At 38.3% G+C, this 18,774-nt stretch carries 8 protein-coding genes; 2 read left to right on the top strand and 6 right to left on the bottom strand.

From position 1 onward, the window contains the following. Positions 1-308: 308 nt before the first annotated feature. A complete protein-coding gene (locus CLV62_RS12010; RefSeq protein WP_185144263.1) occupies positions 309-2,675 on the top strand; it encodes an ATP-dependent helicase in 2,367 nt (788 codons plus the stop codon). 87 nt (positions 2,676-2,762) lie between these two features. Here CLV62_RS12010 and CLV62_RS12005 read toward each other — a convergent pair whose 3' ends face one another. From CLV62_RS12005 to ruvA, 5 genes are all read right to left on the bottom strand, one after another. Then, entirely contained in the window at positions 2,763-3,470 is a 708-nt protein-coding gene (locus CLV62_RS12005; protein ID WP_170120052.1) for an SGNH/GDSL hydrolase family protein, read from the bottom strand. 245 nt (positions 3,471-3,715) lie between these two features. Next, positions 3,716-4,435: a response regulator transcription factor RprY gene (gene rprY / locus CLV62_RS12000; protein ID WP_050710144.1), complete on the bottom strand. Its 720-nt coding sequence runs from the start codon at positions 4,433-4,435 to the stop codon at positions 3,716-3,718. Between the two features lie 7 nt (positions 4,436-4,442). Beyond that, entirely contained in the window at positions 4,443-5,984 is a 1,542-nt protein-coding gene (locus CLV62_RS11995) for a sensor histidine kinase (protein WP_110311025.1), read from the bottom strand. Positions 5,985-6,207: 223 nt separating this feature from the next. Next, a complete protein-coding gene (gene sov / locus CLV62_RS11990) occupies positions 6,208-13,674 on the bottom strand; it encodes a T9SS outer membrane translocon Sov/SprA (protein ID WP_110311024.1) in 7,467 nt (2,488 codons plus the stop codon). A 34-nt stretch (positions 13,675-13,708) separates the two neighbouring features. Continuing rightward, positions 13,709-14,290, bottom strand: coding sequence for a Holliday junction branch migration protein RuvA (gene ruvA, locus CLV62_RS11985; RefSeq protein WP_110311023.1), 582 nt, complete (start codon positions 14,288-14,290; stop codon positions 13,709-13,711). A gap of 287 nt (positions 14,291-14,577) precedes the next feature. On the opposite strand from ruvA, the gene CLV62_RS11980 reads away from it, so the two are divergent. Then, the gene (locus CLV62_RS11980) at positions 14,578-16,728 is read left to right on the top strand and encodes a M3 family metallopeptidase (protein ID WP_110311031.1); all 2,151 of its coding nucleotides are present in this window, start codon (positions 14,578-14,580) and stop codon (positions 16,726-16,728) included. Positions 16,729-16,798: 70 nt separating this feature from the next. Here the strand turns inward: CLV62_RS11980 and CLV62_RS11975 are convergent, their stop codons facing one another. Continuing rightward, entirely contained in the window at positions 16,799-18,730 is a 1,932-nt protein-coding gene (locus CLV62_RS11975) for an LTA synthase family protein (RefSeq protein WP_110311022.1), read from the bottom strand. Between the last annotated feature and the right edge of the window lie 44 nt (positions 18,731-18,774).

Here is an 18,774-nt window from a genome sequence, read left to right as displayed (position 1 = left end):
TCTTTAAGTATGGACTAGACAATATAGCACAATGGTTGTTAAACCCTTATTGTCAGATAAATACAAATCCTATAAAATTTTTGTCATGTACTTAGACTTTTGTTACCTTTTCAACTACTAACAACTGATTAACAACAAATTAAAGTAACACAAAAAGTAACACCCGGCAGTGACCTTTGTTACTTTATTGATTACTTTTTGGAACTTTTGTAACGAATGTCACCTTGTTATAAATTTGATGAGTTTGGCCTAAATTATACCTGATTTGTTTCAATGGGTTTGTTGCATTATGTATCTTTGCCTTATATATGGATATAGAGAATCTACTACAAGAACTAAACGAATCGCAGCGCAAAGCTGTTGAATATAATGATGGTCCCTCTCTGGTTATAGCCGGAGCAGGATCGGGCAAGACACGTGTGCTTACTTACAAAATTGCTTATCTGCTTAATCTGGGGCTTCCCCCTCACAATATATTGTCTCTGACGTTTACCAATAAGGCAGCACGTGAAATGAAAGCCCGTGTAGGACAGTTGATGGGCGAAAGTGTTGCCCGCCGGCTGTGGATGGGTACGTTTCACTCTATCTTTTCGAGAATCCTCAGAACCGAAGCCGAAAAGATAGGCTTTACTTCCAATTTTACCATATTCGATTCGGCAGACTCTCGTAATCTGATAAAGACTATCATTAAAGAGTATCAGCTTGATGATAAAACATATAAACCCGCACGCATTCAGGCCATGATATCTAATGCCAAAAACGCCTTAGTATCGCCTGTTGCCTATGCACAAAGCAAGGAAATGCAGGAGTATGACATGAAAGCCAAGATACCCATGGTAAGGGATATTTACCGATCGTACAATGCTCGTTTGCAGGCATCCAACACAATGGATTTTGACGATTTATTATACTATACCAACAGATTGTTCCGCGATCACCCGGAGGTATTAAAAACTTATCAAGATCGTTTTCAGTTCATTCTAGTAGATGAGTACCAAGATACTAACTTTGCACAATATCTGGTAGTTAAACAGTTGGCGGATGCACATCACCGTGTATGTGTAGTGGGAGACGATGCACAGAGTATTTACTCTTTTCGTGGAGCAAATATTGATAATATTCTCAACTATAAAAGCAATTACCCCGAAGCACGAATATTTAAACTGGAACAAAATTACCGTTCTACTCAAAATATTGTAAATGCTGCTAATAGCCTTATCAAACAGAATAAAGGGCAGATACAAAAAAATGTCTTTTCAGAAAATCAGGTAGGTGAGAAACTCGAAGTCGCCAGTGCCTTTTCGGACTTCGAAGAGGGTATTATTGTTGCCAATAAAATACAAGACCTACGTAGAAGCAAAGACTCTTCATATAGCGATTTTGTGATTCTTTATCGTACCAATGCGCAATCTCGAGTATTTGAAGAATCGTTGAGAAAAAAGAATATACCCTACCGTATTTATGGTGGGCTTTCGTTCTATCAACGCAAAGAAATAAAGGATGTAATTGCTTATTTCCGTATGGTGGTCAATCCCAAAGATGAGGAAGCATTCAAACGAATTATCAATTACCCTACACGTGGGATCGGAAATACTACTGTCGGAAAAATTGTAGATACCGCACAACTCCACAATCTGAGTTTATGGGAAACAATTGGTGACCCATTAGCGCATAATTTGAATGTAAATACGGGAACTGCCAAGAAGTTAAATGATTTCCATACACTGATTGACGGTTTCATAAAAGAACTACCTGTTGCTTCAGCATACGAATTAGCAACCAAAATAGTCAAAGAAAGCGGTATCGCCAGAGAAGCTTATCAAGATCAGACTCCGGAAGGAATGAGCCGCCAAGAAAACTTACAAGAACTTTTAGGTGGAATACACGAATTCTGTGAGTCGAGGCTTGAGGAAGGTGAGCAAAACATCGGACTTATCGACTTTCTTTCGGAAGTATCTCTACTTAGCGATCAGGATACGGATAAAGAAGTCGAGCAAGAGAAAGTAACAATGATGACTATTCATGCCTCTAAAGGTTTGGAGTTTAAGAATGTCTTTGTTGTCGGTCTCGAAGAAGATCTCTTTCCCTCATCGATGACTAAATCTGAACCTAAGGGATTGGAGGAAGAACGCCGTTTGTTTTATGTGGCTATCACAAGAGCCGAGCAATTCTGTATGTTGACGTACGCTAAGAGTCGTTTTCGTAATGGACAGACGAACTCATGTAATCCGAGCCGTTTCCTTAAAGATATAGACAGAGAGTTTCTGAACGCCAATGCAGGCGTACTTGAAGGAACTATGGGAGGATTCTCTCAACAAACTCAAGGTAATTTCTGGGACACAGTCCGTAGAAACAGAGAAGAAAAGGAAGAGCTACAAGAAGTAAAAAGAAAAGAAGAATCTATTTTCGAAAGACCTCAGATTCCTGTTTCTCGCGAAGACAAGTACTCGAAACCAAACTTTGTGAATGCTCGAAATGCAGAACCTAAGACTCCTCTCACAAAGGATATTTATGGTATACAGGTAGGAGCAGTAATCAAACACGAACGTTTTGGAATCGGTACAGTAAGCGCTATAGAAGGGGATGCTGCCAGCAGAAAAGCGACAGTAGAATTCGAAAATGCAGGAGTAAAACAATTGCTTTTGAAATTTGCCCGCTTCGATATTATCGGTTGAGGTCTCAGACCTTTTTAATATCTTGTTTAGTATAACAGCTTTAGTTTGTTGTAATTACAAAAGGAATAATTAAATATTATCGGTTGATTATAATGCCAGCTCTTCATACACAATGCGTGCCATATCTTCGTATCCTTTCTGATTGGGATGCAATCCGTCCATTGTATAGATGCCTTTATTTGTATGTATATCGGTAGGGGAAGTATAGTAAGGTTCCTTTGAAAAGTCCCAATCGCACAGTGTATAGAAGTCTATACAGGGAACTTTATATTTTTCACAACATTCAACTACTGCATCTCTCTTTCGTAGCCAGTTATCAGGCTGCGAAAATTTATTGAACCTGTTACTACGTTTTTGAGGTAGAGTTGTACCAAATACGATAAATGGCTTTTCGGGTGAAATACTATCTGCTGATGAGCTATGAGTATTTTCATCCATATCGTAATGCTGATTGATCTTTCTGATAATATGTGATACAGCCTGTATAAAAGCATGTCCCGAATAATCCCGGGCAATATCTGTTTCTTCAACCAAAACTTCGTCAGTAGCTCCAAAAGTACCGACTTCACCTTTTACACCGGCATCATTACCACCCACTAAACAGATAATAATATCCGGCTTATAATCGTAGATCAATTGCAATTGTGCATCTTGAGCTAACCGGCTTGTTGTATATCCGGGAAAACCTCCGGCATAAACTTCTGCGCCCGTTAGCTCTTCAAGAGTCGATTTATACCAAGGATAAGATGAGGATGATATACTATCTCCATAGAGAAGGATTCTCTTTCCTTTCAATGGAATTCTTAACTTATTACTATATACAGTCAGATGGTGTCGATCTGCAGTTTTCTGCCCCTGACTACAGCCAGATACAGAGAAGATCAAAATCAAAAACAATGCAGTTAGTCTCAAGGTTAAAGATTTAGAGGTTAGTAGAAGTTGTAAATTAGTAGAAATGAGATGAGAGTCCTTATAAAAAGAAAGCCATCTTTTGATTTAAAAGATGACTTTCTTTTTTATAGTAGTATTATACCCTTTACTTAAGCTTCGCTGTCTTCAGCCTCTTCGTTAGTCGGGGCAATTAATTTATAACCCTTTCCGTGAATATTGATAATTTCAATTTCCGGATCAGCCTTCAACAGTTTTCTCAGCTTAGTAATATAAACATCCATACTTCTTGCGTTGAAATAGTTGTCATCAACCCAAATTTGTTTCAAAGCATGGTTGCGTTCCAAGATGTCATTAGCATGAGCACAAAGCAATCCTAATAATTCCGATTCCTTAGTTGTCAACTTAGTACTTTCTCCACTGATTGTAAGAATTTGTTTTTGAGTATCAAAAACCATTTTACCAAATTGATATACTTGACGATCTTTACCTTTTTTACCTTTTACTCTTCTGAATATAGCTTCGATACGAAGCACCAATTCTTCCATACTGAAAGGTTTAGTAATATAATCATCAGCTCCGGCTTTAAAACCATCCAGAATATCATCCTTCATATTTTTAGCTGTTAAAAATATAATTGGAATATCGGGATTGATTGCTCTGATTTCTTTTACCAATGTTATTCCATCTTTCTTGGGCATCATTACGTCCAATACACACAAATCGTATTTTTCTTTAACGAAACCTTTGTACCCGGCTTCTCCGTCCGGATATAAGTCTGTGTCGAATCCTTTTGCCTGGAGATATTCTCTCAATAACATTCCTAGATTCTCGTCATCTTCACATAAAAATAATTTCAACTTCTCTTCCATAATATCTCTACTTTATATTGAATAAACTTATAATAAATTTAGTTCCTTGTCCCAATTCGCTTTCCACTTTAATGGTTCCTTTATGGTCCTCAACTATCTTCTTCACATATGCCAGACCTAATCCAAAACCTTTTACATCGTGTAAATTCCCGGTCGATACTCTAAAGAAGCGCTCGAATATTTTTTTAGCATCTTCTTTTTTAATACCTATTCCATTATCTTCAACACTTATATATATCTTATTGTTTTGATTCCATGTCCTTATCATCAATTCCAAGGTCACATCTTCCCTTCTATACTTAAGAGCGTTATCTAATAAATTAAATAAAACATTTGTAAAATGCATCTCATCCGCACTCACTAATGTGTCGCCCGCTTCCAGATCAATATCTATTTTTCCTCCAAATTTTTCGACTTTCAGTTGAAAAGTATTAGCTACATTTACTATAACATCATTAACATCTAATTCTTTGAATTTCAGAGTTGCTTTCTGTTTCTCGAAAAGAGACATCTGCAATACTTTTTCTACCTGAAAACTTAGCCGTTTCGTCTCATCGTTTATTACACTTGATATATGCTTAAATATTTCAGGAGATTTCATTATACTCGGATCTTTTAGCATTTGAGCCGCCAAAGAAATAGTAGATACCGGTGTCTTCAACTCATGAGTCATATTATTCATAAAATCACTCTTCATTTCTGACAAACGCTTTTGCCTAAATATAAGATAGATAGAAATGATAAATGTGACCAAAAGTATCAGTGTAAACACAAAAGCAGGTACAAGAAACGAAATTTCGCTCAAAAGATAATCTTTTTTTGTCGGAAATGATACTCTGAGATAATTTAACTTATCAATCGGATCGTTCGGATACAACACCTGAGTATATAAAGCATTCTTATCGGGTTCAGCATAACTCTCCTGCTTATAGACCGGCCTATCGTTTTTATCTACAATTTCGAACTGAAACGGCAACTCTATACCGTTATACCTGAGTTCGTCTTTTATATTGTCGTTTAGCGTCTTGAAATTTATTTTTTCATCCAAAGGGACTGAGCTGGATGTCTGAATTAACTTATAGATTACATTATCGAGCAATTGCCGCTGATAATCATAACGCTGTTTCAACAATTCCTGTATATTAAAGGATGCCTGAGCCAGAGCGTTGCCTCCCCCACGGGGAGCATTAGTATTCTTCGGAGATTTAAAACTGGTGGTCTGAGAACTGTTATACTCTATATTCATTATAGGATTACCAGTCGGATCAGTCATTTTTATTTGTTTGGTCTGGGTTATTGTTTTCTCCGTTAAAGGATCTTTATACCCCATCTTATTCTGATAATCAACAATCTCCTGATTCAGAAATTTCTTAGTTTGATCCAGCTCTAAATTCTTCGATACCTGGTAAAGACTTCTACTTACTGCTTCTTCAAATTGATCATTTCTCATTTTTAGTGAAATGCGAAAATAACTAATCTGCAAGTATAGTAGACCGAAAAAGGTAAATGCCATCACCCCTGCGAGTAACCATATCGTTGATTTTTTCATTTTATTATATTTTCCGCATACATTATAATCAAGCAATTATCAAGTACCTATGATACCATAAACAAAGATAGTCTATTTTTGTTTAACATTTTGACTTAAAAAAACGAAGATTTCCTTTTTTTTATTTTATTAAAAGTCATAGACAAAAATAAAGAAATTTAATAGAATATGCCTATTATTTATAATAAAAATCTATCAGTATAGAACACAGCTCGTTACTCTACTATTCTGTAAGAGTAAAACGTATACTAACTCCAAAATTTGTATTAGCTGTAGGATAAGAAGCCGAAGATATTAATGGAGAATTTACAATACGATCGAAAAAGGCACGTAATAACAATGCTCTGCTTAAGGTATATTCTGCGGATAACTTCAAAGTCAAGATTGTATTTCCACTTGTAGCCTCCGTAAACCCTTCATCTATTCTACGAATAAGCGACTGTGATGTTCTTCTCGAAATATCGGCAGTAACATTCAAATCATTATTAAACTCCCTGTCCTTTTTAAGGGGAAGGCCGATCAATCGATTGAACTCATTGATGCGATAGCCTCCACCCAATACTAAATCTTTCTGCACTGTTTCTACAAGCTGGAACGATGTGATGCTTAAGTTCAGCATTCGCGAATAGTTATAACGGACATTCATAGTCAGATTATTAGACAGTGTCCCCTCTGCACCCAAAAGAGGGTTAAATTGTTCAATAAGATTTACCGACGAGATGTCATATGCTGAAGTTGGCAATGGCATAGCCACATCATCCAGACTCTTTATAAATCCCATATTATTACCTGCGTCAATCCAGGTCAGGAAAGAAGTATATGAGCCTACACTATATTGAGCAGTATAAGCATGAGATAGTATGAATTTCTTAAACCTGTCTCTAAACCAAGGCAGTGTTGTCAATCCATCATAATTGATTCGCCAGTTAGGCAGCATAGAAAATAGTGTCGGGAATGCTGTCAATGCAATATTATCTGCACTCTTCCCGGTATATGCAGCAAGAAAAGCAGGAATCAATACATCCGCAGAATTTGGATTTATTGCCCCATTTTTAGGATTGAATAGTTCAGTACCCAAATTAGCATCAGCAATAAAGCCAACATCCGGATAATGCACTCCTGCATATTTTTTCCCAAACCGTTCAACTATTACATCCCGGTTCTTTAAAAACTTATCAAATGCAGCCGACTTATAATTGTTTCCTACATTACTACTTTCGAAGCTCGATCCCAAGGCTATTGTTGTCATAGCAAAACTTCCTCCATATATCTTCTGGACATTTGCCTTACTGTCGTATTGAAATGTAGTACGATCGTTTTTCTCATGAAGAGCGTTTAATCGTATTTTCAATCCTTTTAAGGGCTCTACCTGGGCTTCCAGATCCAGCTTCTTAATGGAATTATATACTGCAGGGCTTATGCTCATTTCATTAAGGACAAGCCAATCGTTGCGAAGCGATCTGTTTACATAATCCTCCCCTCCATCAAGCCCAAAGGCAAAACCAACACCGGGAACCATACCGAAATCGGTTTGTTTCTGTCCGAAAACATCCCCTATACCCGGTCTAAAACCTCCTATAGCTGTTTCTTCACGAGTCGAATAATTAACGGACACCGACCTTACGGACATAAGTCCCCGAGCTGCATACTGAGCAACTTTATACAAAGTCGTTTCATCGGATTCTCCTTTTTGAACAATATTAATCTTGATTTCAGAAGTATCTTTCGTCATTATCCGTATTGTATTTTCATCAATACGCTTATATTTTATTTTGAATAGTTTTCCGTCACGTCTGGCTGTAAGCATAATATTTTTGATTCCCAATCCATGCTTTACTAGTGTTGCCGAATCGAGATTTAATCGTATCTCCTTCTCAAAACGCTTTTTACGGCTTTCCGCAGTAGCACGCCTCTCTCTTTGCTGGTTTTGAGGGCGACGACTCATTTCAAACTTATCATTCACCTTTTTCAAGAAGGGCGACTTATTATACAAAGTTGTCAGATCAATTCTATTACTGATATTTAAAGTCATACTATTAGTAATCGTATTACCTACTTCTGTAATAGAATCTATAACCGCTCCTCTATCCCACGTGTATCTGCTATCGTAATTAGCAGAAGAACTTATCCAGTCTAAGAATGGGATATTATTAAACGGTAAGACATACGTAACCCTAGCCGCCTGTCTGTAAGATAACGGATCACCCAGATTACGTATACTTCTGAGAACATCATCACGCCATGTCTCATAATCATCCCTATTGAGCTTTTTATTTACTTGCAGATAAGGCTCCTCAATCTCAGCTCTTGTTCCTGTTTGTACACTTATTTTTAAATTACGCAAAGGATCCCAGTTCATACTGAAATCACGATCCCAATAAAAGTTCTGGCTCCATGTTAAGAATAAATTATCATTTGTGCTACCGCTACCTAAGCTATATCCATCTAAATCGCGAACTAGTGTTTCGGTATAGAAACGTGTCATATATGAATTGAAAGATATATTGCTTGGCAGATAGTTAAACCCGAGGGATTTCGGATATTTGGCCAACGGAGCTTTACTTTTTATATCCTTAAAGGGCGCCCATGTTTTCACCGCAGGCGAATAAGTATAGTTCATGCTAGCCTTATAATTCTTAGTGAGGTCATATACGGTTGTGGGATTCTTCACCTCGGTCTGACTATAAGCATAGCCAAAAGTAAAGTTTGCCGGATCGTAAGGCATAGGGGTCTTACTCTGAATGTTTACCTTCATATTCGTCAGACTCAGATTTTTAGTAGAAGTTCTATCCTGAGCTAAACTTTTAATAGAATCCTTTTCCGCCCGAGTGTCAACGATACTTAATGCCTCCTTCAGAGTCACATCCTGATCAAGCGGATCGAATTTTGGGGTAATCGTCTGATTAGAATAAGAATAATAGAGAGGAATACTTACTTTTGCCTTCTCAGGAATAAACCGGCCCAAGTCTACATTTGCAGAAATATCATATGAATAGAAATCGTCTAAACGGCGTTCTATCAGATTCTGGTCTATAGAGCCGAATCCCGAAGTTTCTTTTCTACCCGAAAAAGAGACCGTCCCTAAATCGGATAAAGCAACACTCAGGTTACCTTGAGCAGCCCATCCATTTTCATCGTCATAATCCGTCAATCTCAACTCATTTACCCATACTTCGCCGGATTGGACTTTCGTCGAATTATTTCGTATACCGATCATCATTACATTGATTTCTGACAAGCTCGGGTTACCAATCACGCTGATCTTATTGCTTTTTTTATCAGGATCATAACTCGAATACAATTCGGTGAATGAAACTTTCGATCCGGCTTGTCTTTTCTCCTTGTTTCTTTGAAGTTTTATATTCTTCAAAAGCTCCAGAGGAAAATCAAACATATTATCAGTAGGCCATACCGTTGCCCGATCAGCATCATTTCTTGAATTATACCTGCCGGCAGGGGTTATCGACAAAGGAATTTCGTATTCGTAATAATTACTCTTAAAGTCAGAACCCAATCGCAAGAAGACAGTGATCTCACCCTGCCCTATTTTCTCTCCATCCTTCAATTCCTCAGCGTGTGTAAACATTTGCAGGCGCTTGTAACGGCGAAGATCGTAATTTGTATTCTTAAATACTGCCCGAGCATCTTCAGGCTGTAATTTCAGAACCTGTAAAGATAATGCCTGCTCATTTTCCTGCCTTACTTGAGGCTGGCTCGGGTCGAGAATACGTGTAACACCGGGAGGTATCACATAGTTTACAGGTTGTTTCTCGCTATTCTCTTCGATATTTACGGCAGCAATATTAAGCGAACCTTCTCCCTGATTTATTCCATCCTGAAGAGTTTGAGTGTACACCCGCCATTCTCCACGCACCAAATCTAAAGTACCAAATCTTAAATGAGTCGTTTGTTTGAAGTCGGTAAGGAACATACGCATAAAACGTATAGAGGTAAAATCCTTAATATTACCTTTTGTATCTTTGAAATCGCGAATAGGTATTTGAAACTGATACCAGTTAATACGGGTCGTATCTCCGTTACGAAGCCTTACCGAAACATTCTGAATATCGGATATATAATTATCCTTACCTATACGCATATCCTCGGGGCGCAATGAAACTTTGTATTGAAAATACCTCTCGGTTTCGTTCATGGTATTATCCTGATCCAAATCTTCGACATCGGGATTGGCGCTTGCTGCCGTTGAGAAACCCTGCGAATCTGAATCTCCTGCCGAAGAATTACCCTCTGTTCCATTGAAGTATTTGTACCTGTCTATTATTCCTGTTTGCTGACGGTCATAGTCTGCTCCACGGTAATGGTGATACTTATCACCCGATAAGTCATTCAGGGGAGAGAATGGGTCTTGCTGCATACGAGCTTCCGTTTCTGGCAATATGTTCGACCTAAAAGTATTTGAATAGTTAACATATGTTCCAAATTGTGCCTCTTCCGCTTTACTTAAACCATTTAAACCGACATCTTGTTTTTGTATTGCACCTGCTCCCTGTGAGATATCAAAAGCATATACAGTAGACTGACGGGTAGGAACTTTTCCCCAAACCGTCTTTGCATATGCAGTGGTATCATCATCCAATGGTAATCCATTCTCATAAAACTTTCGCCCGTCTTTTAATACATCCTCGGATACATCACCTAAGTTGAAATATAAATCTCCCCCTTCATTCTTGACCGGATCTCTATCGTTATATACAAACGGGTCCATTAACCAGAACTGGATGTATTCGATATTGGTACTCTCGAAATCCCGGTTTTCTATTTTACGGGTAATACCCGCCCATCTTGTTTGGGGATTTAGCAATCTACCTTCGGGACTTATATTAACGGCATCCAGATTATACATACCTCTTTCTTCCGGATAATAAGTTAAATTGAGTGTAGAAAGAAGAGGCGGTTCATTGGCTAACATATCTCGCCCGGGAAAAATTTCCGACTGCTGAATCTCTCTTACAAAGTGATTAGATAGTGAATCATCAATCAGATAGGAAGGTCTGAGAGACGAGTTCCTACGGGTAAATAAATTATCGATGGTATACCATGCCAAATGAGCCCGATTATTACCATATTCAATATTATCACTTAATGTCGATTCTTTAAATAATGACGGCGTAGAAGACAGCTTCCATGCATATGGATTATTTAAAGAAATAGTAGATTTAGCTGCCTCAAAATCATCCAGATACGAATATCCGTGCAAGTATTGGTTCTGATAGTGCCCTCCGATCATATGTGCAAATTCGGCGTTAAATACTATCTGAGAAGGAGCCGTTGCTGTAACAAAGGGGAGTTTATCAACCAGATTAGTCAACCATTGAGATTGTGTCCGATAGGCTGTATTTAACCCCCAGAGTGTATTTTTGATAGCTTCTTCCCCTATACCTACTTTGGCTGTTAAAGGTCTCTCATACATATGCATAATAGTTCCGCCAACGGTAAAATTCTTGCTAAAATCGTAACTTAAATTTAATCCTAAGAGGGTTTTTCGCTGCATACTGAACAATGCCTGATTTTCGAGCGTAACATTGATCGGCGTACCTGCGTCTATCAACGATTGATTCAGAATAGTAACTTCACCCGCAGCATAATCGACCGTATAGTCGGCATTCTCAATCAAAGGCACTCCGTTGGCAGTAACGACAACCGACCCACGGGCAACATTCATCGCATTGAGGTTTATGACCGAGTTAGACGATGATGCTCTGTAAGAACCGCTTATTTTGAATTTGTTCCTGTCGGCAATCTGCTCCGCAACAAAACGTGTAGAGTCATACAATTGTTGATAGACAAATTTATCGGCAATGGCATCATTGGCTATTTGTTTCCGAAGATGAGAGCCGAAAGGTTCGACCACAGGAAATATGATCCGTCCGTTTTCGGGATATATGGTAAAGCCGTCAAGAAAATCAAATATACCATCCGGATGCTGGTTTTCCTGTGCATCCAATCGATCCAGATTCATGACTCTCAAGAGCAACTTATTTCTGATTGCTCCTTCGGGTATAAAATTTATATAAGTACCAAGAGTATCACTCAGGTAAGTAATATTAAGCCTGAATTTATCTTTCTGAATCTGCCTGTCACCCAACCGATAAACGTTCTTCATCATCAGATCCCAAGAAAAAGAATGAGGGGATAGAGCTACCGGCTTCACCAACTTTAGAAACAAAGCCCCCGATTTGCTGTCACCGGCTTCCACTTTACTTCGAATTTCGACGGCAAACTCCCCGACTCTATAATTCTGCCCGTTCATTATATAATCGAATGCCACGGCAAGCACCTCATCATCAGCCAAAGCAGATTTAAGAGAGATAAACCCCAGTTGGGTATTAAGAGTATATTCGCTAGCATCGAGCGGTCTTGCACTTTCGAGCTTTTCATAATCCTGACCGCTCACCAGTCCTGCCCGACCTGTCAGGACAGAGGTCACATTACTTATGTCACGAGCTTCCGCATATTCACTCCTAATCGTACTGTACAAGTTATTTGACCTATTGTCAGGAACTTTAATTGATCCCGCTATCCATCTCGGGTTATTGATACTATCGTGTTCTGCCAAATCGGCGAATGCAACCACGTTACGAGCTTTATCAAAATTTCCCCGTTTGTTGGTGACCCAAACCTCTATATTTGTGATAAGAATAGGCGATTTTACAAAAGGAAGCTTACTCATTCCCTCATCAAAATGATCCCTGAAATATTCGGTTAAAAAGAAGTGCTGATTCTCGTCGTACTTGTCGGCGGTAAACTCAAAAGGTTTCGTCTGAACTCCTCCTTTTGAACCCACTGTTTGAGTTTCCGATTCCTGTTGAGAGATAACCGTATTTATTCTTAATTTTCCGAATTGTAAATCGGCACGAATCCCAAATAAGGATGCACCTCCACCGATAAGCGAATTAGTCGTATTTAGAGCAACATTTCCTGCTCCGAGATATTTAACAATTTCGTCCTCGTCACCTTCATAAGCTAATTTTATTCTCTTGGAGTCAAAGTCGAAAGTGGCTTCCGTATCGTAGTTCAATCCGAAATTCACCTTATCCCCGACGGAAGCATCCACATTCATCTGTATCTTCTGTTGAAAATCGAACATGGTACGGCTCCTGTTTTTCAATGCCAAAGTAGGATTTTCGGTCGAAGTGTGCTTTATCCCTGCCGAGACTTCGGTATACCCTTGGGTTTTCAACTGAACTCCTCCCGGACCGAATACACGCTCCAGTGACCCCAGATTAACCTTAATATCTTTCAGCGAAAATTCTTCTTTCTTATCCTTCTGATCAAACGCTTCCGAATTCTTCACTTTGAAGTATTGAGTCATAGATTCCTTCAACGAATAATCCATATATTGCTGAGGATTCAAGGTAAAAGGTGTGACCCATTCGCCCTCATCCATTTTGGTTCGGAACAAGTAAATATTATTCCTCACATCAAATTCTACTTCGGTCTTTATATTAGAGGGGTCGCGTAGGTCTACAGGTGTTTTTTGTATCAGATCTTCATAATTGGTAATTTGTGTTTTACGTACCGGATAAATGGCTCCTGTATCTTCGGGCAAAGCTATATCACTACTGATCTCCGGTATAGTAGTATCCATTCGCCCGGAAGTCCCGGAGAATAAACTTATACCACAAATAAACAGTGATAAGAAAATAAAATATTTAAATTTCTTCTTCAACTAATATGGCTTTAACCTTTGATCCGCGATAGTTTTACAGTAGTTTCAACGCAGCTTTTATCACTTGCTCTATTGTACTATCGGGCTTGTCTTTCATTAGTTTCGAAACTACTTTCTGAGATGGAGCCTGATTAAATCCCAGCATCACTAAAGCAGCTATAGCTTCGTTAGCTGTTTCGTTATTGATTACTATATCTCCTTGTCCGATATCTCCCGACACTTTTATCTTATCTTTCAAATCGACAATAACACGTTGGGCAGTTTTCAGACCGATACCTTTTACCGTTTTAAGCATATCGGCATTACCGGAAGATATCACTATCTCCAACTCATTAGGATTCATCGAAGACAGAATCATACGGGCGGTACTGGCACCAATACCCGAAACACTAATCAGATGCATGAACAATTCACGTTCGCGCTTGTTTATAAAACCGAATAATTGGTGTGCATCTTCGCGAATAGACTCATAGATAAAGAGTTTTGCATTTGGTTTATTTTCCAAAGCCGAGTAAGTATTCAAAGAGATACTGATGAAGTATCCTATTCCGTTAATGTCTATTGTAGTCGAAGCCGGGGTTAATTCGGCAATATTTCCTTTTATATAATCAATCATAATGTAAGTGCAGTAATTTGAAGTTTCTATCTAAATCTGTTCAGTATCGGACCGATAAACCAATACAGCTGAATCTGGTAATGAAGTAATGTAATAATTATTTTAAATAAATTAAGACAATGCACACCATACCCAGTTATGCAAAAGTAACTTTATTATTGTTTATTTTCAAGTATAGCCTTAGTTAATCTGAACATTAATTTGCAGTTACAAAGAAAAAAGAAGAACTTTACTTACTTTTTGAATGTTTATTAACAAAAGATTTACTAACTTGATAGTACATGTATATGAGAAAACCCTTTATTTTAATTTTATTTATAGCAATTATGACAGCTAATATTAATTCTCAAAATCCGTTTTTTTCTGAATATAAAACACCTCACGGTACAACTCCTTTTGATAAAATCAAAAATGAGCATTATGAACCTGCATTCGAAAAAGGTATAAAAGAACAGGAGGTAGAGATTGATCAAATAATTAACAACCCTGAACTCCCTACATTTGCAAATACAATTGAAGCCTATGAAAAATCAGGAAAATTGTTATCGGATGTCGGTTCGGTATTTTTTAATCTGCTAAGCTCCGAAAGCGATGACGAGATGATGGAAATTTCTCAGAGATTATCACCTAAGTTATCAGAGCACAGCAACAACATCAGTCTGAACGAAAATCTTTTTGCCCGCGTGAAAGCCGTATACGACAAACGTAACGACTCGGGTCTTACGCCTGAACAAATACGCCTGACTGAAAAGATATATGAAGGATTCGAAAACAGAGGGGTTACTCTATCAGCCACAGATAAGGAGATATACCGTACATTATCTACAGAATTGAGTAAGGTTACACTCGATTTCGGTCAAAATGCATTGAAGGAAAGTAATAAGTTCGAAATGCTGATTACCGACGAAGCCGATTTGGCAGGTCTTCCTCAAAGTGTACGTGATGCTGCAAAGGCTAAAGCGAAACAAAAAAACAAAGAAGGCTGGATGTTTGATCTTTCGGGGCCAAGCTATATCGCTTTCATGAAATACTCGGATCGCCGTGATTTGAGAGAGAAATTATATCTTGCATTCAGCACCAAATGTGTTGCAGGCGGTGAATTCGATAATCAGGAGAATGTTCGAAAAATAGCGAACCTTCGTCTCAAGATAGCTCAACTTCTAGGTTATCCCGACTATGCGGCTTTCTCGTTGAAAAATAAAATGGCTAAAAACGAAAAAGGAGTATTCAATCTTTTAGATAATTTATATACTGCTTTTGCAGAAAAAGCCAAAGCGGATGTAGCAGATGTTCAAGTATATGCTTCTAAGCTGGAAGGAAAGCAAGTTAATTTACAACCTTGGGACTGGGCTTATTATTCGGAAAAACTACAGACTGAAAAGTATGATCTGAATGATGAAATGGTACGCCCGTACTTCGAACTGGAAAACGTAAAGAAAGGCGTTTTCGGTTTGGCTACAGATTTATATGGTGTGACTTTCAAGAAAAACACAGACATTCCCGTATATAATCCCGAAGTGGAAGCTTTTGAAGTATTTGATGCTAACGGCAAGTATATTGCTGTTCTCTATACCGATTTTCACCCTCGTGAAAGTAAACGCCAAGGTGCCTGGATGACCGAGTACAAAGGTCAATACAAACGCGATGGTGTAGATTCGCGCCCTCATGTATCGTTGGTAATGAACTTTACCCGCCCGACAGAAAACGATCCTGCTTTATTAACATTTGATGAGGTTGAAACATTCTTACACGAATTTGGACATGGTTTACATGGCATGCTTACCGAATGTACATACGAAACTTTATCGGGAACCAATGTTGCCCGCGATTTCGTTGAATTGCCTTCACAGGTAATGGAAAACTGGCTGACTCAAAAAGAATACCTCGACAGATTTGCCGTACATTATAAAACAGGTGATCCCATACCTGCTGCATTAGTAAACAAACTGATCGATGCTTCTAATTTCAATGCAGGATATTTGTGTTATCGCCAATTATCATTCGGATACCTTGATATGGCATGGCACACACTCAAAAATCCTTATGAGGGTGACATCAAAGATTTCGAAAAAAATGCAATGATAAAAACTGCTCTTCTGCCTGTAGCAGACGGTACTAATATGTCAGCTTCATTCGGACATATTTTCTCCGGTGGTTATGCTGCAGGATACTACAGCTACAAATGGTCGGAAGTATTAGATGCAGATGCTTTTGCCGCCTTCAAAAAGAACGGTATCTTCAATAAAGAAACCGCTGAGGCTTTCAGGAAAAACATTCTGGAGAAAGGAAACACTGAAGACCCGATGGAATTATACGTTAAGTTCAGAGGACAGGAACCAACTATAGATGCATTACTGGAAAGAAGCGGAGTGAAAAAGGAAACCGTTACGACTCCTGATAATGTAGCTAAGGGTATTGATAAAAAAAGAACTAAGTAAGGAGCAACAAATTCATATAGAAAAGGAGAGTAGTTTGAAACTACTCTCCTTTTTTGCTTGTATAGGTTGGTTATTTCAATCGATATTTCTTCTCCTTATACATATAATCTGCTGCAATAACATGTCCCAGTGCATCCTTTGCCAATTCAGTATCCAATTCCATGGGAACGAGTGTAGTATCATTCCTCACCTCAAACTGTAAAGGCTTTTTATTGGGTTGCATAATCACAACCCTATCCTCTACCCTAAAAGCATTGATATCATGAAACTGCATAATTGCACGTCCGGGTATGCTATCTGCGAGCTGAATGATATTACGCCCCGGCATAGGTGTCTCTACTTTCATTCCGATCATGCTTAATAAGGTGGGCGGTATATCTATCTGGCTCGATAGTTTATCATACTTTACGTCCTGCGGAACATTAGGTCCGATTATCAGAGCAGGAATACGGAATTTATTGATAGGCACTAAATTCTTTCCATAGGTTCGTGTATTGTGATCGGCAATTACTATAAACACTGTATTCTTAAAATAATCTTCTTTCTTAGCCAGTTCAAAGAATTTACCGATTGAGAAATCTGCATACTTTATTGCATTGTGAACTGTATTTTTGGGTTGCTCGTAGAGTTCGATTCGCCCGTCAGGAAATTCAAAAGGATCGTGATTGGAACTTGAGAACATAAACGAGAAGAACGGTTTATCGCCCAAGCTTTTGAAATACTCATTTGCCTTTGTTACTAAATCTTCATCCGAATATCCCCATGTTCCTTTAAAAGCATATTTAGTGTCATCTTTATCAAGTACTGATTCATCTATAATATTGTCGAAACCATTTCCATTAAAGAAAGACCCCATATTATCGAAGTTTGCCATTCCTCCATAAATGAAGCTGGTATTGTAACCTGCCTGTTTTAACAAAGCTCCCAATGTAAAGAAGTCTGTTTGAGCACCACTAAGTTTCACCACACTTTCCGAAGGAGAAGGCAAAAAACCTGTAGCAACAGCCTCTATTCCTCTTACACTTCTTGTACCTGTACTATAAAGCCGGCTAAATAACAATCCCTCTTTTGACAACCTATCTAATTCGGGTGTAAGAGGCATACCTCCTAAAGCACCTACAAATTCGGCACCCAAACTTTCCTGTAGAAAGATAACCAGATTGTATGGCCTGCTTAATAAAGTATCCGGCATTTGCGTATGCATCAATGGTAAATCGGGGTTTGTAAAGTCACCCTCGTCTACATTCATATATTTTTTCACACAAGCAATGGCTTCTTCCAAATCCATCTTTCCGTACATCTTGCTGGCATCTACTTCATTTTTTAAGCCGTAAGCAGCATAAAAGAGTGTGTACGTCGAATTCAGAGCCAAACAATTGGTTAGCTGATCGTTCGAAAAAGTTGCAAGACTGGGATTGATGGGTCTTTTACTGGTTAAACTCCCTCTTGCTCCCCAGAACAGGAGAAAGCCTGCTAAAGGAAACAACAACAATCTATATTTATATTCTGTCGGACGAACTATGAATAACTTAGCTCCTTTTTTGAAACCAAACCAGAGGGCAGCACCCGAAAGCAGCAAGACTATAATGACGGTCACAACACGCCCTTTAAGTAGCATCGTAGCTACCTCTTTGGGGTATATGAGATATTCAAGAAATAATTTATTGGGACGTGTATCGTATTGATCTATAAAATCGGGACTGACAATCTCCATAAAGAAGATGAGGAATAAGAACAGTACAAAATAGATTGTCAAAAACCGGCTTGTATATTTAGCTAATTTATCAGGAAGAAAAAATAGAAGAATAGCAGGAATAAAGGATAGATATGAGATAAGAATTAAATCGATTCTTAATCCAATGGGAAATATTTCCCAATAATTTTCGACTATATCAACCCGATCTTTATACATAAAGAAGAGGATAACGCGACTAACAGTAGTTATCAGTAATGCTATAAATACAAAGTTTAGCAAGGGTTTGAGGAATTGCAGCTTTTTCATACTATATAGATTGATCCATTATAAGATTTAATAAATAAAGGGCA

Origin of the sequence: Indolivaga alginatilytica (genome assembly GCF_003201355.1) — a bacterium.
GTDB lineage: Bacteria > Bacteroidota > Bacteroidia > Bacteroidales > Dysgonomonadaceae > Dysgonomonas_A > Dysgonomonas_A alginatilytica.
The sequence above is the reverse complement of the archived record's forward strand: the minus strand, read 5'-3'. Positions and strand labels throughout refer to the sequence as shown.

Excerpts from the sequence above, each read along its gene's own strand:
- CLV62_RS12010 (WP_185144263.1), top strand. The coding sequence starts at position 309 with ATGGATATAGAGAATCTACTACAAGAACTAAACGAATCGCAGCGCAAA.
- CLV62_RS11995 (WP_110311025.1), bottom strand. The coding sequence starts at position 5,984 with ATGAAAAAATCAACGATATGGTTACTCGCAGGGGTGATGGCATTTACC.
- CLV62_RS11975 (WP_110311022.1), bottom strand. The coding sequence starts at position 18,730 with ATGAAAAAGCTGCAATTCCTCAAACCCTTGCTAAACTTTGTATTTATA.
- CLV62_RS11980 (WP_110311031.1), top strand. The coding sequence starts at position 14,578 with ATGAGAAAACCCTTTATTTTAATTTTATTTATAGCAATTATGACAGCT.
- ruvA (WP_110311023.1), bottom strand. The coding sequence starts at position 14,290 with ATGATTGATTATATAAAAGGAAATATTGCCGAATTAACCCCGGCTTCG.
- rprY (WP_050710144.1), bottom strand. The coding sequence starts at position 4,435 with ATGGAAGAGAAGTTGAAATTATTTTTATGTGAAGATGACGAGAATCTA.